The following is a 25,559-nucleotide window of genomic DNA, read 5'->3' as shown; positions in this document are numbered from 1 at the left end:
TTAATTGGAGGCGGTAGCATGATAAGCGAAATGAACAATGAAAAACAGTTTATAACGGGTCGTCCTATCGTCTCTATTTTTCATAATCCTCAAAACCTATTTTCTATTATTAAATTAAAAGTAAAATCTACTAATACTACATATACAGACAAAGAAATCATCGTAACTGGTTATTTCCCCTCACTTGTTCTAGAAGAAGCATATAAATTCACTGGACTTATTAAAAATCACCCTAAATATGGAGTCCAGTTCCAAGTGGAGACTTTTCAAAAAGAGGTTCCTGCTACGGAACAAGGAATCGTCCATTATTTATCCAGTGATATGTTCCCCGGTATTGGACGAAAAACAGCAGAACAAATCGTGAAAAAACTAGGTCAAAATGCGATAAATAAAATTCTGGATGATCCAGCTGCATTAGATGTGATTCCAAAACTCGGGGAAGATAAAAAACAAACTTTGCGAGCGGTGCTAGAGCAAAACCTCGGTTTAGAAAAAGTAATGATCCAGCTGAATGAATGGGGCTTTGGACCACAAATCGCCATGAAAATATATCAGGCATACCGAGAAGAAACAATAGTAGTACTGACGAAAAATCCATACCGATTAATAGAAGAAGTAGAAGGGGTAGGATTTGTTCGTGCAGATGAACTGGGGTATAAACTTGGTATTCAAGGAAATCATCCTGATCGAATCAAAGCCGCTATTTATCATTTAATACAATCAGCATCCTTAAGCGAAGGGCATGTATATATGTATGCTGAGCAACTATTAGAATCCGTCAAGAGGTTGCTAGAAAGCGCACAGCGGGAAGAAATTCCGTTTGAAGCAATAACGAAATGTTGTATTGAATTATCGGAGGAAAGCCGCATTGTAGGAGAAGTAAATCGTTTTTATATCCCTTCTCTTTATTTTTCAGAAGTGGGCATAAGCTCCAAAATCGAAACGTTACTTGGAGAGAATGATACCCATCATAAATTTCCACTAGCGGAGATGAAAAAGCAGTTGGGTGGATTGGAAGAACGTTTAGGTGTGCAATATGCTGCGACACAAATAAAGGCAATTGAAACCGCTCTAAATTCTAGTATTACTTTACTCACAGGGGGCCCAGGTACCGGGAAAACGACAGTTGTTAGAGGAATTGTAGAATTATATGCTGAACTTCATGGACTTTCTTTGGATCCAAAGGAATGGGCGAAAGACAAAAAGCCATTTCCTATTGTTTTGGCCGCTCCTACTGGGAGGGCAGCCAAACGATTAAGTGAGTCCACCGAGTTACCTGCCATGACAATACACCGCTTATTAGGGTTCACAGGGCAGGAAGATGCCGATGTGGAAGGAAAAGAAATTGAGGGGAAATTAGTCATTATTGATGAAACGTCAATGCTCGATACATGGCTAGGACACCAACTTTTAAAAGCAATTCCAAAAGACGCCCAAGTTATTTTTGTTGGCGACCAAGATCAATTACCACCCGTTGGTCCTGGACAAGTATTAAAGGATTTATTAGCTTCTAAACGAATTCCAACAGTAGAACTAAAAGATATTTATCGACAGTCGGAAGGATCTTCCATTATTGAACTAGCACACGACATGAAAAAAGGATCGGTGCCGTCAACTTTATTGGACAAAACAAGTGACCGTTCATTTATTAAAGCTTCCGCTGAACAAATTCCTAAAGTAGTGGAACAAGTGTTGAAAAGTGCACTTTCAAAAGGTCATTCCATTCGAGATATTCAAGTACTTGCCCCGATGTACCGAGGGCCTGCTGGAATAGATGCGTTAAATAAGATGATGCAAGAAATGGTTAATCCTAATACAGATGGCAAACGTAAAGAGATGGTATTCGGAGATACGATTTATCGAATTGGTGATAAAGTATTGCAGCTTGTGAATCAGCCGGAAAGTAATGTGTTTAATGGCGATATGGGTGAAGTTGTAAGTATTTTTAAAGCCGCTGAAACAGTTGAAAAGAAAGAAATGCTCGTCATTTCGTTTGATGGCAATGAAGTGACTTATGAAAAAAATGATTTGAACCAAATTACATTAGCTTATTGCTGTTCGGTTCATAAATCTCAAGGTAGTGAGTTTCAAACGGTTATTATGCCAGTGACAAGAAGTTACATGAAAATGCTTCGTCGAAACTTATTGTATACAGGTATTACAAGAGCAAAAAACTTTTTAATATTATGTGGAGAACCGGAAGTATTTAAGTTTGGTGTAGAGAGAACGGATGATCTCCAACGATTAACCACTTTAAAGAACCGATTAACGGTGAGGGAAGATCTATCAGAGGAACAGTCGGAAATAGTGAAGGAAGATTCTACTGAAGTTTTGGTAGAAGCTACTTACCTAACCGCTGATAATTACCATGTAATTGATCCATTAATCGGTATGAATGGTATAACGCCATATCAATTTTTGGATGCAGACAATTGACACAATGCAAATAGTTTTCTATAATCAATTGCATAAACGAAAATGATGACGGAGAAAGTACTATTGTTACCTGACTAGAGAAGGATTCCTTGGCTGGAAGAATCCACAGAGCCCAACAATTAGGAAAGCTACTCTTGAGTGCAATTAATACTTGCCGTATAGCCGCGTTAAGGCTTCTTGAGAGACACATTGGGCAAAATCCAGCGTGTAACTAGGGTGGTACCGCGAAATCATAGCTTTCGTCCCTTTTTTGGGATGAGGGCTTTTTTTTATTTCCCTAAAATATGTATCTTTCAGGCGTAATTCACATTTAAATTAGGAGGAATTTACATGAAACAATTAACAGGTGCTCAAATTAGACAAATGTATTTAGACTTTTTTATTGAAAAAGGACACACACAAGAGCCATCAGCTCCCCTCGTACCAATCAATGATCCATCTTTACTTTGGATTAATAGTGGTGTAGCAACATTAAAAAAATATTTTGATGGTCGTGTTGTACCAGAAAATCCACGTATTACAAATGCTCAAAAATCGATACGTACAAATGATATCGAAAACGTAGGGAAAACAGCAAGACATCATACTTTCTTTGAAATGCTTGGAAACTTCTCTATCGGAGAATACTTTAAAAAAGAGGCTATTCACTGGGCTTGGGAATTTTTAACGGATGAAAACTGGGTGGCTTTTGAAAAAGAAAAATTATCCATTACGATTCATCCTGAAGACGAAGAAGCATATCTTATTTGGAGAGACGAAATTGGTATTCCAGAGGAGAGAATTATTCGTTTAGAAGGAAACTTCTGGGATATTGGAGAAGGTCCAAGTGGTCCAAACTCCGAAATTTTCTATGATCGCGGTGAATCATACGGGAATGATTTAAATGACCCTGAATTGTATCCAGGTGGAGAAAATGAGCGTTATTTAGAAATTTGGAATTTAGTATTCTCGGAATACAACCATAATCCAGATCATACGTACACTCCACTACCAAAGCAAAACATTGATACAGGAATGGGCTTAGAACGTATGGCAAGTGTTGTTCAAAATGTTCCGACGAACTTTGATACAGACTTATTTATACCGATTATTCGTCAAACGGAAGCGATTTCTGGCAAATCATATCGTGAAAACAATGAGGATGACACTGCTTTCAAAGTAATTGCAGACCATATTCGTACAGTAGCTTTTGCGATTGGTGACGGCGCGTTGCCTTCGAACGAAGGAAGAGGATATGTACTTCGAAGATTACTTCGTCGTGCTGTTCGATTTGCAAAACAACTTGGTGTTGATAAACCATTTTTATATGAGCTTGTTCCAGTTGTTGGAGAAATCATGGAAGATTTCTATCCAGAAGTAACAGCAAAAAAAGATTTTATTATGCGCGTTATAAAAACAGAGGAAGAACGTTTCCATGAAACACTTCACGATGGTCTTTCTATTCTAGAAAAAGTAATAGAAGATCAACGTGCAAAAGGGGAGTCATTTATTCCTGGAACAACTACTTTCACGCTATATGATACGTATGGTTTCCCGATTGAATTGACGGAAGAATATGCGGAAGAAGCAAATATGACGGTCGACCATGAAGGATTCAAAGAAGAAATGGAAGCTCAACGCGCACGTGCTCGTGCTGCTCGTCAAAATGTGGACTCTATGCAAGTACAATCAGAGGTGTTCGGCAATATTCACGATGAAAGTGAATTTGTAGGGTATGATACATTAAGCGTTAAGACTACTATTACATCGATCGTTCTTGGTCAAGCACTAGTGAAAACTGCTCATGAAGGGGATGAAGTGAAGGTAGTTTTATCTCAAACTCCTTTCTACGCAGAGAGCGGTGGTCAAATAGCGGATCATGGAATGATTGGAAATGATACATTTAGAGGTTTTGTGAAAGATGTTCAAAAAGCTCCGAATGGACAAAATTTACACACCGTAGTAATTGAATCTGGTGAAATGATTGCAGATGCAGAAGTAGTGGCAACGGTAGATCAAGCACTACGAGGTCATACGATTAAAAATCACTCAGCTACACATGTACTGCACCAAGCATTAAAAGATGTGTTAGGAACACATGTAAACCAAGCTGGTTCTTATGTTGGGCCAGACCGCTTACGTTTTGACTTTTCACATTTTGGACAAGTAACAAAAGACGAGTTAGAGAAAATTGAACGCATAGTAAATGAAAAAGTGTGGGATAATATACCGGTAGTAACTGGATACCATAATATTGATGAAGCGAAGAAAATGGGCGCTATGGCTTTATTTGGTGAAAAATATGGCAATATTGTTCGTGTTGTACAAATGGGGACTTTCTCACTAGAGCTTTGCGGCGGTGTTCATGTGAAAAACACTTCGGAAATTGGATTCTTTAAAATTCTTTCCGAAAGTGGAATTGGAGCAGGTACTCGACGTATTGAGGCTGTCACTGGAAAAGGTGCTTTTGAAATTGTAAAAGAAGAAGAACAGATATTAGCAGAAGCATCGAATTTATTGAAGGCTCAATCGAAAGATTTGACTTCAAAAGTAGCACAAACGTTACAAGAATTAAAAAATGTACAAAAAGAAAATGAGTCACTTTCTGCAAAAATCGCGAATAGTCAAGCATCATCTGTTCTATCTTCAGCACAAACAGTGAACGATGTAACTGTACTTTCTGTCAAAGTAGATGCAAAAGATAATAACCAATTACGCCAAATGATGGATGATTTAAAACAAAAATTAGAAAAAGCAGTAATTGTCCTTGGTGCAATCGATGGGGATAAAGTATTGATTTCTGCAGGCGTGACAAAAGATATAGTAGGTGGGAACTATCATGCTGGAAATATCGTCAAATTAGTAGCGGAGCAATGTGGAGGTAAAGGCGGCGGCCGTCCAGACTTTGCAATGGCTGGTGCAAAAGACGGTAGTAAATTAGAAGCTGCGTTAACTTCTGTTTACGAATATATCAAATCAGTTTAAACAATTTCCAAATTAGGTTATACTATGTATAGATACGTAAAGTTACCTACCAAAATCGAAAGCGAGGTGCTGATCATGAGCTCATTTGATAAGACGATGAAATTTAATTTCCCTGAAGAATCTATGGAACAAGAAGTTAAACATGTGATGCTACAAGTTCACTCTGCACTAGAAGAAAAAGGGTATAATTCTATCAATCAAATTGTAGGCTATCTACTATCTGGTGATCCAGCTTATATTCCTCGCCACCAAGATGCACGGAACATGATACGAAAGTTAGAACGAGACGAAATTCTAGAAGAGCTAGTGAAGTTCTATATCAAAAAAAATAATGAGGCTTAAGCATGCGAATTATGGGTTTAGACGTCGGTTCTCGAACAGTGGGCGTAGCAATTAGTGATGCACTTGGCTGGACAGCTCAAGGTATTGAAACGATAAAAATAAACGAAGAAAATTTAGAGTTTGGTTTGGATCGTATTGATGAACTAGTAAAACAACATGAAGTAAAAGAATTCGTTGTTGGTTTTCCTAAAAATATGAACAATTCCATTGGTCCCCGAGCAGAAGCATCGGAACAATATGCAAAAATGTTAACCGACAAATATAATTTTCCAGTAACAATGTGGGATGAAAGATTGACAACGATGGCTGCAGAACGTATGTTAATAGATGCAGATGTTAGCCGTAAAAAACGGAAACAAGTGATAGACAAGATGGCTGCAGTAATGATATTACAAGGCTTTCTTGATAGAAAAAATAGATGAGGTGACTGGAAATGGACCACGGTCAAGAAAATATTACAGTTGTAGATGAAAACGGAAATGAGCAACTTTGTAACGTACTATTCACATTTGAATCAGAAGAATTCGGGAAGTCATATGTACTTTACTATCCAATTGGTGCGGAAGAAGATGAAAATGAAGAAATAGAAATTCACGCTTCATCATTCTCACCTAATGAAGATGGGGAAGACGGAGACCTACTTCCAATCGAATTAGATGCAGAATGGGATATGATCGAAGAAATGTTAAATACATTTTTAGATGAAGAAGAGGAAGACGAAGAGTAAAAGTAAGTGTTATTCTACTTAAAAGGATGGAAAGAGGTGCTCCTCATTCCTCCTTTTTCTTTTTGTCCATTATCTAGTATAATGAAATGGATATAAAGGGGGAGAACCCGTGGAAAATGAAACCAAAAAAGAGATCATGTTTGAAAAAATGAAAAAAAAGAAAAAAGAAGTGAAGCTTGTTAGACGAATTGTGTTAATAATTGCATTGGTAATATTAATTGTAGGTGGTATTGGTGGTTATATCACGTATAACTATGTAACAAGCGCATTAAAGCCTTTAGATCCTACTTCCGAGGAATTAATAAGTGTAGACATACCAATAGGATCTGGTTTAGACAGTATATCTGCTACATTAGAGAAGAACGGTGTCATTAAAGATGCTAAAATATTTAAATACTATGCAAAGTTTAATAATGAATCGAATTTTCAAGCGGGAAAATATGATTTAACAAAAGCAATGACATTAGATGAAATTATTGAAAGTTTAAAAACCGGTAAAATTTACCGAGAACCACTATTTACATTAACTGTTCCAGAGGGCTTAACATTGGAACAAATAGGACAAGTTGTAGAGAAGAAAACGGGTAGATCGGCTGAAGAATTTTTTAATCTCGTAACAAGTGATGAATTTGTTGATAGAATGATGGTCAAATATCCTAATTTATTAACAGAAGAGATTAAAGCGGAAAATGTTCGATATGCGTTGGAAGGATATTTATATCCTGCTACATATCCGTTTTTTGAGGAAAAACCTTCGCTAGAAGAAATTGCGGAAACAATGATAAAGAATACGGAAAAAACAGTTTCTTCGTATTACGATCTCTTGCAATCAGAAGAAAAATCCGTCCATTGGCTACTAACATTTGCATCTTTACTTGAGGAAGAAGCAACGGCTCAGACAGATCGAGAAACAATTGCAAGTGTATTTTATAATCGCTTAGATGCTCAAATGCCATTACAAACAGATCCGACGGTATTATATGCATTAGGCAGTCATAAAGAGCGTGTTCTTTTCGAAGACTTAGAATATGATAATCCATATAATACCTATCAAAATCAAGGGTTGCCACCTGGACCGATTGCGAATGCAGGTAAATCATCTATAGAGGCGGTTTTGAATCCAGAGGCAACAAATTACTTTTATTTTCTTGCGGATAAAACAGGAAAAAACCATTTTTCCGAAACGTATGAAGAGCATCTTCAAAAAATTGACGAATATCTAAAATAATACAATGCAGGAGAAGGAATGATGTCGCTTTCCTTCTCCTGCTATGTTATTATAAGATGTGTTTTTTACATACAAGAAAATGCGTAAGACGCTGACTGTAGCTTGATTAATACCGAATAAATGGTACGCACGTTAATATTTTCCCAAAGGGGTTAGCTTGGAATGAATATAAGTGATGATTTTTTAAAAGATCTAATAAAACCTCGATCTTCCATTTTCATGGAGATGGAACAGTACGCAAAAGAAAATCATGTACCAATTATGCAATTAATGGGAATGGAGTCATTACTTCAATTACTTTCCTTACAAAAACCTTCAACTATTTTAGAACTTGGTACAGCTATTGGCTATTCTTCTATGCGAATGGCGATGAAATTAGAAGAAGCAAGTATAGTGACTATCGAACGTGATGAACAAAAAGCAGAACTTGCAAAAAATTATATAGAGCGAGCAAATTTGCAACAACGTATTCAAGTAATTGTTGGAGATGCTTTAGAAATTTCATCGGAATCATTAGGTAATAAAAAATTTGACGCTATTTTTATAGATGCAGCAAAAGGCCAATATAAAAACTTCTTTGAAAAGTACGCACCCTTTTTACACGATGGGGGCGTTATTTACTGTGATAATTTATTGTTAAATGGTTTATCAGAATTACCTATGAGTGAAGTGCCAAGGCGTAAACGAACGATGGTGCGCAATCAGCATCAATTTATGGAATGGCTTATGAATCATCCAGACTATGACACAGCTTTCCTTCCTGTTGGAGATGGAATGCTAGTAAGTATTAAGAGGTGAAAAGATTGAAAAAAACAGAACTATTAGTTACTCCTGCAAGTATTGAACATATGAAGGAGTTAATCAGAGCTGGAGCAGATGCATTTTTAATTGGAGAACAATTTTTTGGCTTGCGTCTTGCTGGAGAATTCACTTTGGAAGATATAGAAGTTGCAGCAATGCTAACAAAAGAACATAATAAAAAAATATATGTTGCCATGAATGCTCTTTTTCATAATGATAAAATGGATGCACTTGTTCCTTATATGCAAAAACTGCAGGAAATTGGCGTAGACGGAATTGTTTTTGGAGACCCGGCGATTATTATAGCTAGACGTGAAGCAGGTGTCACAATTCCTCTACATTGGAATACAGAACAAACTGCTACGAATTATTTCACAGCGAATTATTGGGGCAAGCGCGGGGCAACTCGTGCAGTACTAGCTAGAGAACTCAGCTTAGATGAAATAGTAGAAATAAAAGAAAATGCAGATGTGCAGATTGAAGTGCAAGTACATGGGATGACATGTATGTTCCAATCTAAACGACCATTACTAGGGAATTATTTCTTATTCCAAGATAAAGCTATGGAAGTAGAAAATCGTGTAAACAACAAAAATATGTTTTTGCATGACAAAGAACGTTCGAACAAATACCCAATTTATCAAGATGAAAATGGGACGCATATTTTTAGTCCGAATGATATGTGCATGATCGATGAGTTAGAAGAGTTTCTAGATGCAGAGGTCGACAGCTTGAAAATTGACGGTATCTTACATGATCCTTCTTATGTAACGACAGTAACTAGCTATTATCGTCAAGCAATTGATGCTTATTACGAGTCAAAAGCCTCATACAAAGAAATTAAAAAAGATCTGTTTAAAAAATTGGAAGAAATACAACCTTCACTACGTCCACTAGATACTGGATTTTTCTTTAAAGAGACCGTCTACTAAAAACGTACATCGTAACAAAGGTAGACAGTAACTGATTGAAAAGATTTATTTTCTTAAGAAAGGGAAGGTTACAAGTGACAAATACAAAATTAGATAAAATTAGTGAACTAATAGATGGTAAAAGAGTAATTACCAAAAAGCCTGAATTATTAGCTCCAGCTGGAAGTTTAGAAAAGCTTAAAATTGCCGTACATTACGGTGCAGATGCTGTATTTATCGGTGGACAAGAATTTGGTTTACGTTCAAATGCGGGTAACTTTTCCATTGAAGAAATGCGCGAAGGTGTTGAATTTGCTAATCGTTACGGCGCAAAAATTTATGTTACAACGAATATATTTGCGCATAATGAAAACATGGATGGATTGGAAGAATTTTTGAAAGAAGTTGAAGGTGCTGGTGTAACTGGTATCATCGTAGCAGATCCATTAATCATTGAAACTTGTCGACTTGCAGCACCTAAATTAGAACTACATTTAAGCACTCAACAATCTTTGTCTAACTGGAAGGCGGTACAGTACTGGAAAGAAGAAGGTTTAAATCGTGTGGTGCTTGCTCGTGAGACAAGCGGTGATGAAATTCAACTGATGAAAGAAAAAGTTGATATAGAAATTGAAACATTTATCCATGGTGCAATGTGTATCGCCTACAGTGGAAGATGTACCCTTTCTAATCATATGACTGCTCGTGATTCAAACCGTGGCGGTTGCTGTCAATCCTGTCGATGGGATTATGATCTTTATGAGCAAAATGATGGAGAAGAACAAGCATTGTTTGTAGAAGCTGATACTCCTTTTGCAATGAGTCCGAAAGACTTAAAGCTTGTTGAATCTATACCAAGGATGATAGAACTAGGCATTGATTCCCTTAAAGTAGAAGGGCGTATGAAATCCATTCACTATATTGCAACAGTTGTGAGTGTTTATCGTAAAGTAATTGATGCTTACTGTGCAGACCCTGAAAACTTTATTATGCAGCAATCTTGGTTAGATGAACTTGAAAAATGTGCAAATCGAGAGACAGACACGGCGTACTTTGAGGGAGAACCAGGCTTTGAGCAGCAAATGTATGGGGTACATGATAAGAAATTAGGCTTTGACTTTGTAGGTCTTGTTCTGGATTATAATGAGGTTACGCAAGTCGTAACGCTACAGCAACGCAACTATTTCAAGCCTGGCGATGAAGTAGAGTTTTTTGGACCAGAAATAGAAAATGTTCGTTTAGTAATAGGTGAAATTACCAATGAAAAAGGACAAGTATTAGATGCAGCGAGACATCCATTAGAAATGATTCAATTCAAATGTCCTGTAAAGTTGTATCCAAATAATATGATGAGAAAAGGGATGAAATAATGTCTAAAAAAACCCCTCTTATTATTGGGATTACTGGTGGTTCAGGTTCTGGTAAAACGAGTGTAACAAAAGCAATAAGTGAAGTTTTTAAAAACCATTCTGTTGTTGTGATTGAGCAGGATTACTATTATAAAGATCAAAGTCATTTAAAGTTTGAAGAACGACTAAACACAAATTATGATCATCCATTGGCTTTTGATAATGATTTACTTATCGAACATGTGAATAATTTGTTAAACAATAAGGCGGTTGAAAAGCCTGTTTATGATTACGCACAACACACGCGTTCAGCAGAAACGATTACAATTGAACCGCAAGATGTAATAATTCTAGAAGGTATTTTAGTGCTTGAGGATGAGCGACTTCGTAATTTAATGGACATAAAATTATTCGTGGACACCGATTCAGATTTACGAATCATTCGTCGAATTCTGCGTGACATTAATGAAAGAGGACGTACAGTTGATTCAGTAGTTGATCAGTATATTAATGTCGTTCGTCCAATGCACAATCAATTCATAGAACCAACGAAAAGATATGCAGATGTTATTATTCCAGAAGGCGGTCAAAATGAGGTCGCTATAGATTTAATGGTTACAAAAATAAAAACTATTCTTGAAACTAATGTTATTGTATAATATGATGATTGAAGATTGACAATATTTTCATGGAAATTCATATCATGTTAAAAAGAAGCATATGAATGAGAAATGATTATTTATTAAGTGGTTATTTAAAGGAGTGTATGGGGATGTCAACTGAGAAACAATTTCCAATGACCGTTGCTGGCAAAAAAAAGCTTGAAGATGAATTAGAACAATTAAAAACGGTAAAACGTAAAGAAGTAGTAGAACGTATTAAAATCGCAAGAAGCTTTGGAGACTTATCTGAGAACTCTGAGTATGATTCTGCGAAAGAAGATCAAGCATTTGTAGAAGGAAGAATTTCTACAATTGAGTCGATGATTCGTAATGCAGTTATTATTGAAGAAGAAGATAATAATGATCTTGTCTCACTAGGAAAAACAGTAACTTTTATTGAAATTCCTGATGGGGATGAAGAAACATATACAATCGTTGGTTCGGCTGAAGCAGACCCGATTGAAGGACTTATTTCTAATGATTCTCCAATTGCTAAAGGGTTATTAGGCAAAACAATTGGAGATAAAGTAAAAATCCTAACTCCAGGTGGAGAAATGGATGTAGAAATTAAATCTATTCATAATAAGAAAAGCTGAAGACGCCTGAAAAATATAAAAAGAGGTAAACACCATTGTTTACCTCTTTTTATTTATTATGCTCTGTTATATTAAACTGTTGTTTTTATTGAAGCATATATTTTGAAACAAAAAGTAAGTTATAATCGTCTATAAGTAATATGTTCTCTAATAAATGGAGGAGGAATTGTATGCCAGAAAATAATCGAAGAATCAATTCACGCCTAAATCAAAAACATCGAAAGAAAAAAACTAATACGATGCTAAATGTGCTAATTGGTATTGTGCTCGTCCTTATTATTGTGACGGTTGTCAATATAGTTACTGACGATGAAGTGAAAGATAGTGCAGTAGAACCAAATACATCTCCAATAACGAATAACGAAGATGATACTACTGAAGACTCATCTGAAGACACTACTGATACAGAAGAAGAGAATAGTTCAACAGACCAAGTAAATGCACAAGACGAAACGAACACGGAATCATCTGTAGAGGATCAAGAAGAAGTAGAGTCAGAAACAATAGAGGAAAGTACAGGCACAATTACAACAGAACCATCTAGTGATTCAAATGTAGAATCAGAGATAGTAGATTCTGGTTGGCAACCAATTGGGACGACGCAAACTGGTGAACACGTTTCCAGTTATGATAAAAATTCCGTCGATTGGGCAGAAAAAGTGGAGGCATTAGCCTATGCCGCTAACCTAGATGCATCGAATATGTATGTTAAGCATCTTGGGAATGGCGGAAGTCCACAAAAATCGATTGGAACAGTTACATCTAAAGATGGAAGTGAAATTTACCGTATATCTTTAGAATGGGTAGATGGTCAAGGATGGAAACCAACTAAAAAAGAAAAATTAAATTCTCTAGACTAGGCATCTTAATAGACGGAGTGAGCCAAGATGCTTGTCGAATTGCCCGTGGGAAACAATCGGATTTTGTTCATAACAACATGACTGTTTAACAGAGACTAAAAAAAGACCCCTCCAGACTGGAGAGAGGGCACTGAAAAACTTACGTTTTTAAAACAGTAAATTCTTTTTAAACAAAAATCCGGCCCTTGTTGTTCAAGTTTGAACAGGAAGTACCGGATTTCTTTGTCTATTTCTCCTCTTTTTCGATCAATAATAGATATTTGAACATGCGAATCGGTGGAATCGCATTGCGTCCATTTTATGGTGATTGGAGTGGAAGGCAGCGACTCCAGTGGGAAAAGCGCGTCCAGGTGAGACCCCGCAGAAGCGCACATAGGAACAAAGGCTAAGAACGCCACCTCAAATGGAAGGCAATTTAAGTTCGCCGCGTCCTGCGGCAACGATTGCATGACCCACATCATGTGGGCCTCAACGCCTTTGTGACCAACATCCTGTCGGCCTGAGGAGGCTCACGGACCGCCCGCGGAAAGCGTCCGCCTGCAACGGAATCTCCTAGATGTTATCTTGAACGACTTGTCGTTCAAGAACTCTCTAAGAGATGATTAATAGACTTTTTCAGCTTCCTCTTGACTGGAGAGGTGTCTTTGACTTATTTTTAAAGAAGTGCTTTTTAGAGAGGAGTAATATTAAATGAAAATAGCAGTAATAGGTGCAATGGAACAAGAAGTAGAATTATTAAGAAGTGAAATTAAAAATGCAGAAACAAAGATAATCGCGAACAGTGAATTTACTGTTGGTACATATAAAGACCATGAGGTAATTTTACTTAAGAGTGGAATTGGTAAAGTAAATGCAGCAATGACTACTACCATTTTATTAAACGAATTTAAACCTGATTATGTTATTAATACGGGTTCAGCAGGTGGATATGATCCAAACCTAGAGGTAGGAGCAATTGTTATTTCGGATGAAGTAAGACACCATGATGTAGATGTTACAGCATTTGGTTATGAGATAGGGCAAGTGCCACAGCTACCTGCTGCATTTAAAGCAAATGTACATTTAATGGAACTTGCAGAAGCAGCAGTAAAAGAAATAGGAGAACATCAAACAGCAACTGGATTAATTGCAACTGGTGATATTTTTATGCATAATCCAGAAAAAGTGGAGATTGTTCGACAAAACTTCCCACAAATGAAAGCATGTGAAATGGAAGCAGCTGCAGTTGCACAAGTTTGTCATCAATTCGATGTACCTTTTGTCGTAATTCGTGCATTATCAGATATCGCTGGGAAAGAGTCTTCTGTTAGTTTCGATGAGTTCTTACCAGTTGCAGCGAAACACTCAACCCAAATTGTATTACATGTTATCGAGAGATTATCCTAACTTGTCATGAATTAGACAAACCCCTTAAATATTTTCATATTAATAATTATTTAAATATATGCTATGATGATAGCATCAAGCGCTTTCATATTGTAATAGGGGGAGATCGAATGGTTTTTATTATGGCTATGTCTATTTTAATTACTGCAGTATTGGCATTTGTAATGATAGCAGAGACAAGCGAAGATTAAATTCCTCTAAGCTCTTTTGGTGTTCGATACATCAAAAGAGTTTTTTTCATGAATATAATATTGATACAGTTTAACGAGAGCACGTTTTTCAATTCGTGAGACGTAGCTCCTAGATATCTTCAACTGTTTGGATATTTCTTTTTGTGTCATTGGCTCATGACCTAGTAAGCCATATCTACGAACGATAATTTCTAACTCTCGTTTTTCTAATTGAGATAAATGTGTATATAATCGATTTGTATCTTCTTCGTCAACAAGTTGTTCATCCGTACTTTTATCAATTCCTTGAAGTAAATCAGTTATTTCTAACGAATGGCCGTCTTTATCCATTCCGATTGGTTCATGTAAAGAAATGTCTTTTTGTACTTTTTTTAATGATCGTAAGTACATAAGAATTTCATTTTCAATACACCTTGCAGCATACGTTGCTAATTTCGTCTTTTTCGTAGGCGTGTAGCTATTTACAGCTTTCATCAAACCAATTGTACCAATGGAAATATAATCGTCTAAGAGCTCATGTTTTGGATGAAATTTCTTGACGACGTGAGCAACGAGGCGCATATTACGTTCGATGAGTTCATCTCTTGCGGATAAGTCTCCGTCTAAAAAACGCTCAATCATCACTTTTTCTTCTTCTGGCGTAAGTGGTTGATGGAACGCCTGACCTTTTAAGTATCCTAGAACAAGTGGAAGATCTGAGATGATGCCTATAAAAGCAGTCAAAAGACCAGAGATTATGTTCACCTCCATCTAGTTATAAGCTTAGTATATGTCGAAAAAAGGTAGAATATGAAAAAAACGACTGCAATAGCAGTCGCTTCAGAGAGTTTAAATTATTTGAAAAGTACGGTGAGCTCTTATACTTTTCGTAAAGTAAATGTGCTAATCATTAACAAAGATAAAATGATAAATAAAAACATGTAGGTTACAGAAGGAACAAAATTAATTGCAAAATAAGATAGTGTTAATATGACACCAGCAACTGTAATTGGAAGGCCAGTAAAAAATCCATTAGGCTCAGAAACATTAAATCTAGCAAGTCTAAATGCACCACATGCTATATAAATGACCGTCATAATCATTCCAGTAACACTGTATTCGTTCAAAATTAATGCATACATTAACAATGCTGGAGCTACACCAAAAGAAATGATATCGCTCATGGAATCGAGTTGTTTTCCTAATTCTGATTCTAGATTAAATTTTCTTGCAACCATACCATCAAATCGATCTAATAAACCTGCTATAAATATAAATAACACACTGAACGTGTAATGTTCATTCATTGTTGCTATAATTGCTGCCCCACCAAATGCAAGATTACAAATGGTAAGCATATTGGCTGCATGTGATTTCATTTTTTTTACTGTTTGAGTCATAGCATTGGGTAAATACATTGCAAATCACTCCTTTACAAATAATATATCTATTCATTATACTTCGAGTAAGCAAAAATTGTAAGTTATTTTTCATAAGGAGACAAAAATGAGAGAAAAATTATATCAATCAATGATCGAATTAACAAATGGGAAATGGTCGTCATCCATGATTAAAGCATTTTCACAGTCAAAAATGAGTAAAAAATTTATTCCCTCTTATATTAAATATTTTAATATTAAAACTCAAGAAGTAATCCGTCATGTTGATGATTTTTCTACATTGCATGATTTTTTTATTCGGGAAGTGAAAGAGGACAGTAGACCATTAGATGTTTCGCCATCTAGTGTTATAAGTCCCGTAGATGCAACGATTGAAACTTTCGGCGATATTACGTCCGAAGGGATTTTTTTCGTAAAAGGAAAAGCGTATACACTACATGATATGCTAGGGTCACAAAAAATAGCTAAAGAATATGAAAATGGGAAATACATTATTCTATATTTAAGTCCAGCTGAATATCACCGTATTCACGCACCAGTTGATGGCAAAGTGAAGCGTCAATTTGTCCTCGGAAAAAAATCATTTCCAGTTAATAAATGGGGACTTCAATATGGGAAAGAAACAATTAGTGGGAACTATCGTTTGCTAACAGAACTTCATATGTCAAATGGAAAGAACTGTTTCCATATTAAAGTAGGGGCAATGTTTGTCAATTCTATCGAACTTACGAATACTTCGCAGGAGTGGAAAAAAGGTGAAGAAGTTGGCTATTTCTCGTTTGGTTCTACAGTAGTTATGCTGTTTCAGGAGAATAGTATCGAGTTTTCGAATCATGTAAAACCTCGGAATTTTGTGCGAATGGGTGAGATCGTAGCAACTATGCTATAATCGTTAGAGAAAATGTGTCGAATTGGAGTGTTCGTCTTTGTATTCAAACTTTATACCAAGTGAATTTGTAAGAAGTGTCTTTCACATAACGCCGGAAATGTTAAAAGATAAAGGCGTTACAGCGATTATTACAGATCTGGATAACACATTAGTGGAGTGGGATCGCCCAGATGCAACACCTAAATTAATCGAATGGTTTGTTGGAATGAAAGCTGCTGGAATTCAAGTGACCATTGTTTCCAATAACAATGAATTGCGAGTGAAATCATTCGCAGACCCACTTGGAATCCCTTTTATTTTCAAGGCTCGAAAACCACTCGGGAAAGCTTTCCGACAGGCGTTAAATACCATGTCTGTGAAAAGAGAAGAAGTTGTTGTAATTGGTGACCAACTTTTAACGGATGTTTTTGGAGGAAATCGACAAAAACTCCATACGATTTTGGTGATTCCAGTCGCAAAATCAGATGGATTTTTCACAAAGTTCAATCGAATGGTTGAACGAAGAATTTTTAGTTACTTGGATAAAAAAGGTCAAGTGACATGGGAGGAAGAAGCGTGACAGAAGCACCAAAATGTATCGGTTGTGGTACAACGATTCAAACAGAAGTAGTAGGAGAACCTGGTTATGCACCTGTTTCTTCATTAGAAAAAGAGGATATTATTTGTCAACGTTGTTTTCGCCTGAAAAATTACAATGAATTACAACCCGTCTCATTGACAGATGATGATTTCTTACGTATTTTAAACGGCTTAGGGACACAAAAAGGCTTAATCGTGAAGATCGTCGATATATTTGATTTTAACGGTAGTTGGCTACCAGGATTGCATCGTTTTGTGGGGAATAATCCCATCTTATTAATTGCCAATAAAGCGGACTTGTTACCGAAATCCGTTAAGAAAAACAAAGTAATTAACTGGATGAAACAAGAAGCGAAGAAGTTAGGTTTGTCTCCGATCGATGTGTTGTTTGTTAGTGCACATAAAGGAACAGGTATGCCTGAAGCGATGGAAGCAATTGAACACTACCGAAAAGGTGAAAATGTGTATGTCGTTGGATGTACAAATGTAGGGAAATCTACGTTTATCAATCGTATTATTAAACAAGCTACTGGAGAAGATGCGGTCATTACTACATCTCATTTCCCAGGTACGACGCTTGATATGATTGAAATTCCATTAGATGACGAAAAATCATTGTACGACACACCAGGTATTATTAATCACCATCAAATGGCGCATTATTTGGATCCAACAGAGCTTAAATTCATTACGCCAAAGAAAGAAATTAAGCCGAAAGTTTTCCAACTCAACAGTGAGCAAACGCTATATTTTGGTGGATTATCTCGTTTTGATTTTATTAAAGGGGATCGCGCAGCATTTACTTGTCATATTGCGAATGATATTTTGATTCATCGTACGAAGCTCGAAAATGCAGATAATTTATATAAAGAACATAAAGGTAAGCTACTATCTCCACCTTCGGAACAGTTTGTTGACCAGTTCCCACCTTTAGTCCGCCATGAATTTAAGATTAAAGATCCAAAAACAGATATCGTATTTTCTGGTCTTGGTTGGATTACTGTGCAAAACGGGGGCGTAATTGTTGCAGCTCATGCACCGGCTGGCGTAGAGGTTTCCATTCGACCGTCGCTTATTTAGGAGGAATTGGAATGAAAAAATGGTTTGCGGTTATAGGAAATCCTATTGCACATTCACTTTCTCCATATATGCATGACACATGGCTTCAAGAGTTGGAAATGGAAGCAACGTATATTCCAATTCATGTAGAAGAAGGAAAGCTAGAAGAGGCTGTACAAGCTTTAAAGCTTCTCGGTTGCAGCGGTTGGAATGTGACCGTGCCATATAAAGAAGCGATTATTCCTTTTTTAGATGAAATTGATGAGTCAGCTAAACATATTGGAGCAGTAAATACGGTTGTGAAAACAGTAGATGGTAAATTTGTTGGCTATAATACGGATGGGTTTGGTTTTATCCAATCCCTCGGTCCTATTAAAGCAGATGATCGTATCTTAATGCTAGGTGCAGGTGGTGCAGCAAGAGGTATTGTCCATGCGTTCAAGCAAAGAGGCTTTAAAAATATTGCTATTGCAAATCGCACGTATGCGAATGCAGAAAAACTGGTGGAAGATTTACAAATTGGACAAGCATTGACTTTACAAGAGGCTGAAGACAATTTAGAACTATTTGATATTATTGTTCAAACGACTTCATTAGGTATGAAAAGCAACTCAACAACGCTACCAATTAAGCTAAATAAAATAAAAGAAGATGCAATTGTTGCAGATATTGTATATAATCCTTTAGTTACCCCATTTTTAGAGGAAGCCGAAAAATACAATGTTCGTACAATTAATGGCCTAGGCATGCTTGTTCATCAAGGAGCACTAGCCTTTTCATATTGGAATGAATTGAATCCAGATTCAGATGAAATGATTCTAAGATTGACAGAGCAATTAGGAGGAAATTATGTTAACAGGTAAACAAAAAAGATTTTTACGTAGTCAAGCACATCATCTATCCCCAATTTTTCAAGTTGGAAAAGGCGGCGTCAATGATGCAATGGTGAAGCAAATTAGTGAAGCGTTAGAAGTACGTGAATTAATTAAAATTAGTATTTTACAAAACTGCGAAGACGAGAAGCAGGAAGTGGCAGTTGCTCTTGCTAAAGGAACAAAGGCTGAGCTAGTGCAATTGATTGGTTTAACCGTTGTTTTATACAAACCATCGAAGAATAATAAACGAATCGAGCTTCCAAAAGCGAGCCGTGCATGAGTAAAAAAGTAGGGATTTTAGGTGGAACATTTAACCCACCGCATATTGGTCATTTAATCATTGCAAATGAAGTGTTACATGCATTGAATCTAGATGAAGTAAGATGGATGCCAAATGCAACCCCTCCACATAAACAAATGGACAAGCGTGTGACAGCTAACCAACGATTAAAAATGGTAGAACTTGCAATGGAAGGAATCCCCTATATGTCAGTTGAATTAATAGAGCTTGCACGTGGAGGAACTTCTTATACTTTTGATACGATGGAACTTTTGCAAAAGCGAGAGCCTGAGACGGAGTTTTTCTTCATCATTGGTGGAGATCAAGTGGAGTATTTACCTAAGTGGTATCGTATTGATGAACTTGTAAAAAAAGTGCGAATTGTCGGTGTATCTAGACCAAATACGACAATTGAATCAGCATATCCTATTATTACATTGGAGATCCCTCAAATTGATTTATCTTCTACCCTCGTTCGAAATCGACTAATGCAAGGTGAAACAACTAAGTTTCTTATTCCTGATGTTGTGCGAGATTTCATCCAAAAGGAGAAGTTATATGAAATTTGATCATGTATTGAAGCAGATGAAAGATCGTATGCCTGAAAAGCGATATATTCATACAAGAGGTGTCGCACTGACGGCAATTCATCTAGCAGAGAAATATGGGGAAGATACAGCGAAGGCAGAAATTGCAGGTATCTTGCATGATAGTGTAAAATATGCAGATAAAGAATGGTTAAGAGCAAAGATTCTTTCTGAAAAGATGGATCCAAATCTATTGAATTTCCACCATGAGCTTTGGCATGCGCCGGTCGGAAGCTATGTAGCAAAAAATGAATTTAACATTGATGATGAAGATGTTTTGCAGGCTATAAAGTATCATACAACTGGTCGTGCAAACATGTCCCCTCTAGAGAAAATCATTTACATCTCCGATATGATTGAGCCGAGCCGCAATTTTCCAGGAGTGGACCTTCTACGAGAAAAAGCAGAAAAAGATTTAGAAGATGCAATGATTAGTTGCATCCACCACAGTATTACATTTTTGATAGGAAAAAAACAGCCGGTATTTCCGGATTCATTTCATTGTTACAATGATTTGATACAAAAGAGAGGAAAAGTGAAAGAATGACTTCTACCCAATCATTAGTAGAGATTGCTTATAAAGCAGCAGACGATAAACGCGCGGAGGATATCGTAATATTAAATATGCAAGGAGTATCTTTACTTGCAGATTATTTTTTAATTTGCCATGCGAACTCGGATCGTCAAGTTCAAGCGATTGCTAAAGAGCTATCAGAGCAAGCACTTATCGCTGGATACAATGTGAAACGACTAGAGGGCTTCGATGAAGCAAGATGGATTTTAGTAGATATGGGCGATGTTGTGGCACACGTATTCCACAAAGACGAGCGTTCATATTATAACCTAGAACGACTTTGGGGAGATGCACCAATGATCGAAGTTGGGCAAGACGCATAATGTCCACTTACGACCAGTTTGCCTTTATTTATGATTCGTTAATGGCGGATATTCCCTATGAAAAGTATGCAGAATGGGTGCAATATCATGCACCTGTAACTGCAGGGAAACGATTAGTCGATATCGGCTGTGGTACCGGCGTTTTAAGTGTTCAATTTGCGAAGGCTGGTTACGAAGTAATTGGTGTGGATTTGTCGGAATCGATGTTAACGGTTGCACAAAATCGTAGTTTGGAGAATAATACGGCGATTTCTTTTATCTGTCAGTCAATGGCTGAAATGGATGGAATCGACGGTGTGGATGTGGCAGTAATTGCGATTGATTCCCTTAATTATCTCGAGACTTTTGAAGAAGTGGAACAAACTTTTCAACAAATTTTTGCTGCGTTAGCTACAGATGGTCAATTATTTTTTGATGTTCATTCACTTTATAAAATGGATGTCATTTATCCTAATGGTCCATTTACGTATGAAGACGAGCAAGTGGCGTATATTTGGCATACCGAACAAGGTGAAGACGAACATTCTATTTATCATGATATTACATTTTTCGTTCGAGATGATACTGGCTACTATGAACGCTTTGAGGAATCTCATTACCAGAGAACGTACCCCGTGGAAGCGTATATTGACTTGTTAAAACAAGTTGGATTCTCCTCTGTCACTATTTCTACCTCTATTTTTGGGGAGCAGGAAGAAGGCGCAATTGAACGCTATTTTATTCATGCAGTAAAATAAACTCTTTTCATCGAGAGGTAAATTTAGTATAGTTTCTATAACTCCATATAATTTACCTCTTTTCGAAAGAGGCTGATACTCCTGATTCGTATGTTAGTCCAGAAATACAAGAAAAAACTGTTGCTCCCAACAACAGTAATAGCGATTTTATTATTTTTCGTTATACAAGCTCAAATGGAATCAGCATCCCCCACAGCTGATCTAATTCAACCTCTCCCTACCAATGAATCCTATACAGAACAAGAAGAAACAACTGAATATATAGAAGATACGACCATTTATGTCGAAGTAAAAGGTGCTGTTCATAAGCCAGGAGTTTATGAACTATCCGAAGGAAATCGAGTATTAACGGCGATCGAACTAGCGGGAGGTTATTTACCGTCGAGTAATAGTAAAAATATTAACCATGCCCAAAGAGTAGAAGATGAAATGGTTATTTATGTACCGATAGAAGGAGAAGAAGTAGAGGAACTTTCTTCATCACCAGATCAAAAGTCCAATCTTGTTAATATTAATAAAGCAGAAGTAGCGATGCTAACTACTTTACCAGGAATTGGCCCTGCAAAAGCTGATGCTATTATTGCTTATCGAGAGGACGTTGGAGGCTTTAAGGAAAAACAAGATTTAATGAAAGTAACGGGCATCGGACAAAAAACCTTTGAAAAATTAGAACCACTTATTACTGTAAAGTAGTCATAAGTTATATTGAAGTTTTTTCGACAAACTACTAAACTTAAGAAAGTAATATATTTGGGAGGTAGTTATATGGAGCGAATTACATGGGATCAATTTTTCATGGCGCAAAGCCATTTACTTGCATTAAGAAGTACTTGTACTCGTTTAGCGGTTGGTGCAACAATTGTACGGGATCGTCGAATTATGGCAGGTGGATACAATGGATCCATTTCTGGTGGAGACCACTGTATAGATCATGGATGCTACGTGGTAGATAACCATTGCGTGCGGACAGTCCATGCAGAAATGAACGCCTTGTTGCAATGTGCGAAATATGGAATTACGGTAAGTGGAGCAGATTTATACGTGACACATTTCCCATGTTTACCATGCACTAAATCAATTATTCAAGCCGGGATTTCGCGTCTATATTATGCGCAAGACTACAAAAATAACGCTTATGCGATTGAATTGCTAGAAAAAGCAGGAGTGGAAGTAATTCATGTGCCATTTGATGACCGTAAAATTGACTTCTTAAGTGATGAAAAAATTGCACTTTACATGGAGCTTATGACAAAGCTGCGTGAGAAAGGGGCAAGTAGTGAAGAATTGGCACCTTATGAAACGAGGGTGGCTGAATTATTCGGTTTATAACAATTCAAGGTAATCTTATATATCTAGCTTTATCTATTGTAATAGCTACAGTTGCAGCTTATGAATCGGTAAGGCTATTACTTCTATTTGTCATGCTATGTAGTTGGTTAATATATAAACAAAAGCATGTACTATTTATTATTGGAACTCTTATATTTGGAATGCTTTCGTATGCATACGTTTTAGCGGTAATTCCTCAACCTGCAAATGAATGGAATGTAACGAACCTAACATTGACAGACGTTTACCGAATAAATGGACGTTTTATCAGAGGTTTTGCCGTTTCAGATGAAAATGAAAAATGGTATGTACAGTTGAAAATGAAATCTGAACAGGAAAAACTAGCTCTTATGAATACCTCCCTTGCGGGTATGATTTTCAAAGTAGATGCAAAAGAAGTTACGAAAAGACCCATGTCCCACCAATATGCTTTCGAAATGGATCAGTATATAAAAAGTAACGGAGCGGTCGGACAAATACAAGTAGACCAGTATGAAGTGATTGGTAAAGTTGAAGGCTTCTTGGCTTATATGGCGGAGAAACGTTTTAAGATGAAGCAGCATATACAAAATACTTTTCCTTTGTCTTTGCAGTCGGAAGCGGAAGCTTTATTGATCGGCAGTAGGGAACAAATGCCGTCCGACACTCAAAATGCCTATCAAACGTTAGGTATCACGCATTTGTTTGCTATTTCAGGCCTTCATGTAGCATTAGTTGTGTTCCTTATATATGAGTTACTTATTCGTTTGGGTGTTCGAAAAGAAACTGCAAATTGGATTTTAATCATTTCTCTTCCGCTGTATGGTTTTATAGCAGGAGGGGCACCGTCTGTTTGGAGATCGGTCTCGGTTACTGAGCTCGTATTAGTGAGTGTATTATGGAAGAAAAAACTTGCAGTAGATGATGCATTTTCAATTAGTCTTATTGGTTTTATATGGCTCTCTCCTTGGATAATCTTTCAATTGGGGTTTCAGTTGTCGTATTTAGCTGCATTCTCTCTAATCTATTCGTCTATACTATTAAAACATAGTACTTCTTATCTAGTTCAATCGTTTGTAATTACTTCTGTATGTCAGCTGATTGTGTATCCCATTCTTATTTATCATTTTTATGAGATTTCTATTTCTTCCTTCCTCGCTAATTTAGTTTTTGTCCCTTTATTTTCTTTCATCATTTTGCCAATAAATCTCTTTTTCTTATTCCTTACCTCTATATCTATCTCTCTAAGTCATCTCCTATTTTTGTTATACGAGCCCATTCGTACTTTGCTGGGAAATTTTATCATGTATTTAGGAACCTTACCTTATCAAATGTGGAATCCGATGAAACCTACGCTTTTATTTGTATTTATTGCGTATATGAGTGTTATTTTCTTTTTTATTTCCATGGAGAGAAAGCAAAAGAGATTATTTAGTATCTTTCTTCTTTTATTGCCAATGATAACCATTCAACTTACCCCATATTTAGATTCATCCACCAAGATTACGTTTCTAAATGTTGGACAAGGAGATTGTATAGTCATTGAAATGCCTTATAGAAAAGAGGTACTAATGATTGATACTGGTGGGTTATTACGCTTCGAGCAAGAAGCTTGGAAGGATACAAAGGAAGCTTATGAGATTGGAAGGCAGATTGTTGTTCCTTTTTTAAAAGGAAAAGGAATTACCAAAATAGATACGCTCGTCTTGACACACGCAGATGCCGATCATATGGAAGGGGCAGAAGAAATATTAAGAGAAGTGCAGGTAGAGGAAATTCATATTTCTCCAGGTTCACTGGACAAAGAAGTAATGAGGGACTTAAAGGAGGAAGTAGAGAAACTACAAATACCTATAATGGAAAAAAGAGCTGGAGATAAAATTGATTCAAAATATTTTCAACTGCAGTATATGTACCCATTTGATTCTGATTATGAAGGAAATAATGATTCACTCGTCTTATCGATGAAAAATAATTATTTTCATGGATTATTTATAGGGGACTTGGAGATTCAAGGAGAGCTAGAATTAGTGGAGAAGTATCCAAAAACTTTAAAAGAGATTACGTTATTAAAAGTTGGGCATCATGGAAGTAAAACGTCTAGTGATGAATCTTTTTTAGCGTGGACCAATCCCAAAATATCTATTATTATGGCTAGTTTTGATAATCGCTATGGTCACCCACATCCAGAAGTTGTTGAACGGCTAAATGATTTGAATATCCCTTTTTTACAGACAGGTATAGACGGTGCAATAGAAGTAAAAATAACGAAAAAAGGGGAGGTATTTGTTACGACCCCATAAAAAGGGAAAAGGGTTTTGCCTATAATAGACAAAACCCTTTTCAGTTATTATCGAGAAACAAACTCAATAACTACTGCAATTACAAACATAATTGTAAAAAATCCAAAGGAGACAGCGAAACCTACGCCTGAGTCGATCGCGTCGTTACGTTTCGACTGTACATTTTGTTCAAACTCGTTCATTGTTACCCCTCCTATTTCCACCTAATTATAA

Annotated in this window: 28 protein-coding genes and 1 other annotated feature; of the genes, 25 read left to right on the top strand and 3 right to left on the bottom strand. The window is 36.6% G+C overall.

What is annotated here, in order from left to right; genetic code table 11:
• The first annotated feature begins 18 nt into the window (after window positions 1–18).
• The 13 genes from recD2 (at window position 19) to mtnN (ending at window position 14,262) form a co-directional block, all read left to right on the top strand.
• Window positions 19–2,436 (top strand): SF1B family DNA helicase RecD2, encoded by a 2,418-nt coding sequence (gene recD2, locus MHH81_RS13340; RefSeq protein ID WP_340922017.1) that lies wholly within the window; start codon window positions 19–21, stop codon window positions 2,434–2,436.
• Window positions 2,437–2,472: 36 nt separating this feature from the next.
• Window positions 2,473–2,686 (top strand) — a binding site (T-box leader).
• Window positions 2,687–2,766: 80 nt separating this feature from the next.
• Window positions 2,767–5,400, top strand: a complete 2,634-nt coding sequence (alaS, locus tag MHH81_RS13335; RefSeq protein WP_340922015.1) for an alanine--tRNA ligase — start codon at window positions 2,767–2,769, stop codon at window positions 5,398–5,400.
• 75 nt (window positions 5,401–5,475) lie between these two features.
• Complete coding sequence (locus MHH81_RS13330; protein WP_053588802.1) at window positions 5,476–5,742, top strand: IreB family regulatory phosphoprotein; 267 nt, start codon at window positions 5,476–5,478, stop codon at window positions 5,740–5,742.
• A gap of 2 nt (window positions 5,743–5,744) precedes the next feature.
• On the top strand, window positions 5,745–6,164 hold the full coding sequence (gene ruvX / locus MHH81_RS13325) for a Holliday junction resolvase RuvX (protein ID WP_340922013.1): 420 nt from the start codon (window positions 5,745–5,747) through the stop codon (window positions 6,162–6,164).
• A gap of 11 nt (window positions 6,165–6,175) precedes the next feature.
• Window positions 6,176–6,469 carry a DUF1292 domain-containing protein gene (locus MHH81_RS13320; RefSeq protein WP_340922011.1) on the top strand — a complete coding sequence of 98 codons (294 nt, stop codon included), beginning with the start codon at window positions 6,176–6,178 and terminating at the stop codon, window positions 6,467–6,469.
• A gap of 109 nt (window positions 6,470–6,578) precedes the next feature.
• The gene (gene mltG / locus MHH81_RS13315; RefSeq protein WP_340922009.1) at window positions 6,579–7,697 is read left to right on the top strand and encodes an endolytic transglycosylase MltG; all 1,119 of its coding nucleotides are present in this window, start codon (window positions 6,579–6,581) and stop codon (window positions 7,695–7,697) included.
• Window positions 7,698–7,859: 162 nt separating this feature from the next.
• Window positions 7,860–8,495 (top strand): O-methyltransferase, encoded by a 636-nt coding sequence (locus MHH81_RS13310; RefSeq protein ID WP_340922007.1) that lies wholly within the window; start codon window positions 7,860–7,862, stop codon window positions 8,493–8,495.
• Window positions 8,496–8,500: 5 nt separating this feature from the next.
• A complete protein-coding gene (locus MHH81_RS13305; protein ID WP_340922006.1) occupies window positions 8,501–9,430 on the top strand; it encodes a peptidase U32 family protein in 930 nt (309 codons plus the stop codon).
• Window positions 9,431–9,504: 74 nt separating this feature from the next.
• On the top strand, window positions 9,505–10,779 hold the full coding sequence (locus MHH81_RS13300) for a peptidase U32 family protein (RefSeq protein ID WP_340922003.1): 1,275 nt from the start codon (window positions 9,505–9,507) through the stop codon (window positions 10,777–10,779).
• Window positions 10,779–11,417 (top strand): uridine kinase, encoded by a 639-nt coding sequence (gene udk / locus MHH81_RS13295; protein WP_340922002.1) that lies wholly within the window; start codon window positions 10,779–10,781, stop codon window positions 11,415–11,417. The genes MHH81_RS13300 and udk overlap by 1 nt, the downstream gene beginning before the upstream one ends.
• Window positions 11,418–11,530: 113 nt before the next feature.
• Entirely contained in the window at window positions 11,531–12,016 is a 486-nt protein-coding gene (greA, locus tag MHH81_RS13290) for a transcription elongation factor GreA (RefSeq protein WP_340922000.1), read from the top strand.
• 170 nt (window positions 12,017–12,186) lie between these two features.
• The gene (locus MHH81_RS13285; RefSeq protein ID WP_340921998.1) at window positions 12,187–12,876 is read left to right on the top strand and encodes a YrrS family protein; all 690 of its coding nucleotides are present in this window, start codon (window positions 12,187–12,189) and stop codon (window positions 12,874–12,876) included.
• A gap of 690 nt (window positions 12,877–13,566) precedes the next feature.
• Window positions 13,567–14,262 (top strand): 5'-methylthioadenosine/S-adenosylhomocysteine nucleosidase, encoded by a 696-nt coding sequence (mtnN, locus tag MHH81_RS13280; protein WP_340921996.1) that lies wholly within the window; start codon window positions 13,567–13,569, stop codon window positions 14,260–14,262.
• Between the two features lie 197 nt (window positions 14,263–14,459).
• Here mtnN and sigK read toward each other — a convergent pair whose 3' ends face one another.
• Window positions 14,460–15,188 carry an RNA polymerase sporulation sigma factor SigK gene (gene sigK, locus MHH81_RS13275; protein WP_340925246.1) on the bottom strand — a complete coding sequence of 243 codons (729 nt, stop codon included), beginning with the start codon at window positions 15,186–15,188 and terminating at the stop codon, window positions 14,460–14,462.
• A gap of 122 nt (window positions 15,189–15,310) precedes the next feature.
• A complete protein-coding gene (pssA, locus tag MHH81_RS13270; protein WP_340921994.1) occupies window positions 15,311–15,850 on the bottom strand; it encodes a CDP-diacylglycerol--serine O-phosphatidyltransferase in 540 nt (179 codons plus the stop codon).
• 88 nt (window positions 15,851–15,938) lie between these two features.
• Here pssA and MHH81_RS13265 point away from each other — a divergent pair, with 88 nt between their 5' ends.
• The 12 genes from MHH81_RS13265 (at window position 15,939) to MHH81_RS13210 (ending at window position 25,346) form a co-directional block, all read left to right on the top strand.
• The gene (locus MHH81_RS13265) at window positions 15,939–16,721 is read left to right on the top strand and encodes a phosphatidylserine decarboxylase (protein WP_340921992.1); all 783 of its coding nucleotides are present in this window, start codon (window positions 15,939–15,941) and stop codon (window positions 16,719–16,721) included.
• A gap of 37 nt (window positions 16,722–16,758) precedes the next feature.
• Window positions 16,759–17,280 (top strand): YqeG family HAD IIIA-type phosphatase, encoded by a 522-nt coding sequence (locus MHH81_RS13260; protein ID WP_340921989.1) that lies wholly within the window; start codon window positions 16,759–16,761, stop codon window positions 17,278–17,280.
• Window positions 17,277–18,380 carry a ribosome biogenesis GTPase YqeH gene (yqeH, locus tag MHH81_RS13255; RefSeq protein WP_340921987.1) on the top strand — a complete coding sequence of 368 codons (1,104 nt, stop codon included), beginning with the start codon at window positions 17,277–17,279 and terminating at the stop codon, window positions 18,378–18,380. The genes MHH81_RS13260 and yqeH overlap by 4 nt, the downstream gene beginning before the upstream one ends.
• 11 nt (window positions 18,381–18,391) lie before the next feature.
• A complete protein-coding gene (gene aroE / locus MHH81_RS13250) occupies window positions 18,392–19,222 on the top strand; it encodes a shikimate dehydrogenase (protein WP_340921986.1) in 831 nt (276 codons plus the stop codon).
• Complete coding sequence (gene yhbY / locus MHH81_RS13245) at window positions 19,209–19,514, top strand: ribosome assembly RNA-binding protein YhbY (RefSeq protein WP_340921984.1); 306 nt, start codon at window positions 19,209–19,211, stop codon at window positions 19,512–19,514. The genes aroE and yhbY overlap by 14 nt, the downstream gene beginning before the upstream one ends.
• Window positions 19,511–20,083: a nicotinate-nucleotide adenylyltransferase gene (locus MHH81_RS13240; RefSeq protein ID WP_340921982.1), complete on the top strand. Its 573-nt coding sequence runs from the start codon at window positions 19,511–19,513 to the stop codon at window positions 20,081–20,083. Before yhbY ends, MHH81_RS13240 begins: the two co-directional genes overlap by 4 nt.
• The gene (gene yqeK, locus MHH81_RS13235; protein WP_340921981.1) at window positions 20,073–20,648 is read left to right on the top strand and encodes a bis(5'-nucleosyl)-tetraphosphatase (symmetrical) YqeK; all 576 of its coding nucleotides are present in this window, start codon (window positions 20,073–20,075) and stop codon (window positions 20,646–20,648) included. Before MHH81_RS13240 ends, yqeK begins: the two co-directional genes overlap by 11 nt.
• On the top strand, window positions 20,645–20,998 hold the full coding sequence (rsfS, locus tag MHH81_RS13230; RefSeq protein ID WP_340921979.1) for a ribosome silencing factor: 354 nt from the start codon (window positions 20,645–20,647) through the stop codon (window positions 20,996–20,998). Before yqeK ends, rsfS begins: the two co-directional genes overlap by 4 nt.
• Window positions 20,998–21,735 carry a class I SAM-dependent DNA methyltransferase gene (locus MHH81_RS13225; RefSeq protein WP_340921977.1) on the top strand — a complete coding sequence of 246 codons (738 nt, stop codon included), beginning with the start codon at window positions 20,998–21,000 and terminating at the stop codon, window positions 21,733–21,735. Before rsfS ends, MHH81_RS13225 begins: the two co-directional genes overlap by 1 nt.
• A 120-nt stretch (window positions 21,736–21,855) precedes the next feature.
• A complete protein-coding gene (locus tag MHH81_RS13220) occupies window positions 21,856–22,428 on the top strand; it encodes a helix-hairpin-helix domain-containing protein (RefSeq protein ID WP_340921975.1) in 573 nt (190 codons plus the stop codon).
• 72 nt (window positions 22,429–22,500) lie between these two features.
• Window positions 22,501–23,064: a ComE operon protein 2 gene (locus tag MHH81_RS13215; protein WP_340921973.1), complete on the top strand. Its 564-nt coding sequence runs from the start codon at window positions 22,501–22,503 to the stop codon at window positions 23,062–23,064.
• A 161-nt stretch (window positions 23,065–23,225) separates the two neighbouring features.
• Window positions 23,226–25,346, top strand: a complete 2,121-nt coding sequence (locus tag MHH81_RS13210; RefSeq protein ID WP_340921971.1) for a DNA internalization-related competence protein ComEC/Rec2 — start codon at window positions 23,226–23,228, stop codon at window positions 25,344–25,346.
• Window positions 25,347–25,393: 47 nt separating this feature from the next.
• Here the strand turns inward: MHH81_RS13210 and MHH81_RS13205 are convergent, their stop codons facing one another.
• Entirely contained in the window at window positions 25,394–25,528 is a 135-nt protein-coding gene (locus tag MHH81_RS13205; RefSeq protein WP_340921969.1) for a YqzM family protein, read from the bottom strand.
• Window positions 25,529–25,559 lie beyond the last annotated feature (31 nt).

It is taken from the genome of Psychrobacillus sp. FSL H8-0484 (genome assembly GCF_038005325.1).
Taxonomy (GTDB): Bacteria; Bacillota; Bacilli; order Bacillales_A; family Planococcaceae; genus Psychrobacillus.
The sequence above is the reverse complement of the archived record's forward strand: the minus strand, read 5'-3'. Positions and strand labels throughout refer to the sequence as shown.

Bases quoted from the DNA above. Each gene is read 5' to 3' on its own strand.
- MHH81_RS13225 (WP_340921977.1), top strand. From the start codon at position 20,998: ATGTCCACTTACGACCAGTTTGCCTTTATTTATGATTCGTTAATGGCG.
- ruvX (WP_340922013.1), top strand. From the start codon at position 5,745: ATGCGAATTATGGGTTTAGACGTCGGTTCTCGAACAGTGGGCGTAGCA.
- MHH81_RS13320 (WP_340922011.1), top strand. From the start codon at position 6,176: ATGGACCACGGTCAAGAAAATATTACAGTTGTAGATGAAAACGGAAAT.
- MHH81_RS13285 (WP_340921998.1), top strand. From the start codon at position 12,187: ATGCCAGAAAATAATCGAAGAATCAATTCACGCCTAAATCAAAAACAT.
- aroE (WP_340921986.1), top strand. From the start codon at position 18,392: ATGAAAAAATGGTTTGCGGTTATAGGAAATCCTATTGCACATTCACTT.
- udk (WP_340922002.1), top strand. From the start codon at position 10,779: ATGTCTAAAAAAACCCCTCTTATTATTGGGATTACTGGTGGTTCAGGT.
- yhbY (WP_340921984.1), top strand. From the start codon at position 19,209: ATGTTAACAGGTAAACAAAAAAGATTTTTACGTAGTCAAGCACATCAT.
- pssA (WP_340921994.1), bottom strand. From the start codon at position 15,850: ATGTATTTACCCAATGCTATGACTCAAACAGTAAAAAAAATGAAATCA.
- MHH81_RS13205 (WP_340921969.1), bottom strand. From the start codon at position 25,528: ATGAACGAGTTTGAACAAAATGTACAGTCGAAACGTAACGACGCGATC.
- mtnN (WP_340921996.1), top strand. From the start codon at position 13,567: ATGAAAATAGCAGTAATAGGTGCAATGGAACAAGAAGTAGAATTATTA.
- MHH81_RS13330 (WP_053588802.1), top strand. From the start codon at position 5,476: ATGAGCTCATTTGATAAGACGATGAAATTTAATTTCCCTGAAGAATCT.
- MHH81_RS13210 (WP_340921971.1), top strand. From the start codon at position 23,226: ATGCTTTCGTATGCATACGTTTTAGCGGTAATTCCTCAACCTGCAAAT.
- greA (WP_340922000.1), top strand. From the start codon at position 11,531: ATGTCAACTGAGAAACAATTTCCAATGACCGTTGCTGGCAAAAAAAAG.
- MHH81_RS13240 (WP_340921982.1), top strand. From the start codon at position 19,511: ATGAGTAAAAAAGTAGGGATTTTAGGTGGAACATTTAACCCACCGCAT.
- MHH81_RS13265 (WP_340921992.1), top strand. From the start codon at position 15,939: ATGAGAGAAAAATTATATCAATCAATGATCGAATTAACAAATGGGAAA.
- recD2 (WP_340922017.1), top strand. From the start codon at position 19: ATGATAAGCGAAATGAACAATGAAAAACAGTTTATAACGGGTCGTCCT.
- rsfS (WP_340921979.1), top strand. From the start codon at position 20,645: ATGACTTCTACCCAATCATTAGTAGAGATTGCTTATAAAGCAGCAGAC.
- alaS (WP_340922015.1), top strand. From the start codon at position 2,767: ATGAAACAATTAACAGGTGCTCAAATTAGACAAATGTATTTAGACTTT.
- yqeK (WP_340921981.1), top strand. From the start codon at position 20,073: ATGAAATTTGATCATGTATTGAAGCAGATGAAAGATCGTATGCCTGAA.
- MHH81_RS13310 (WP_340922007.1), top strand. From the start codon at position 7,860: ATGAATATAAGTGATGATTTTTTAAAAGATCTAATAAAACCTCGATCT.
- MHH81_RS13215 (WP_340921973.1), top strand. From the start codon at position 22,501: ATGGAGCGAATTACATGGGATCAATTTTTCATGGCGCAAAGCCATTTA.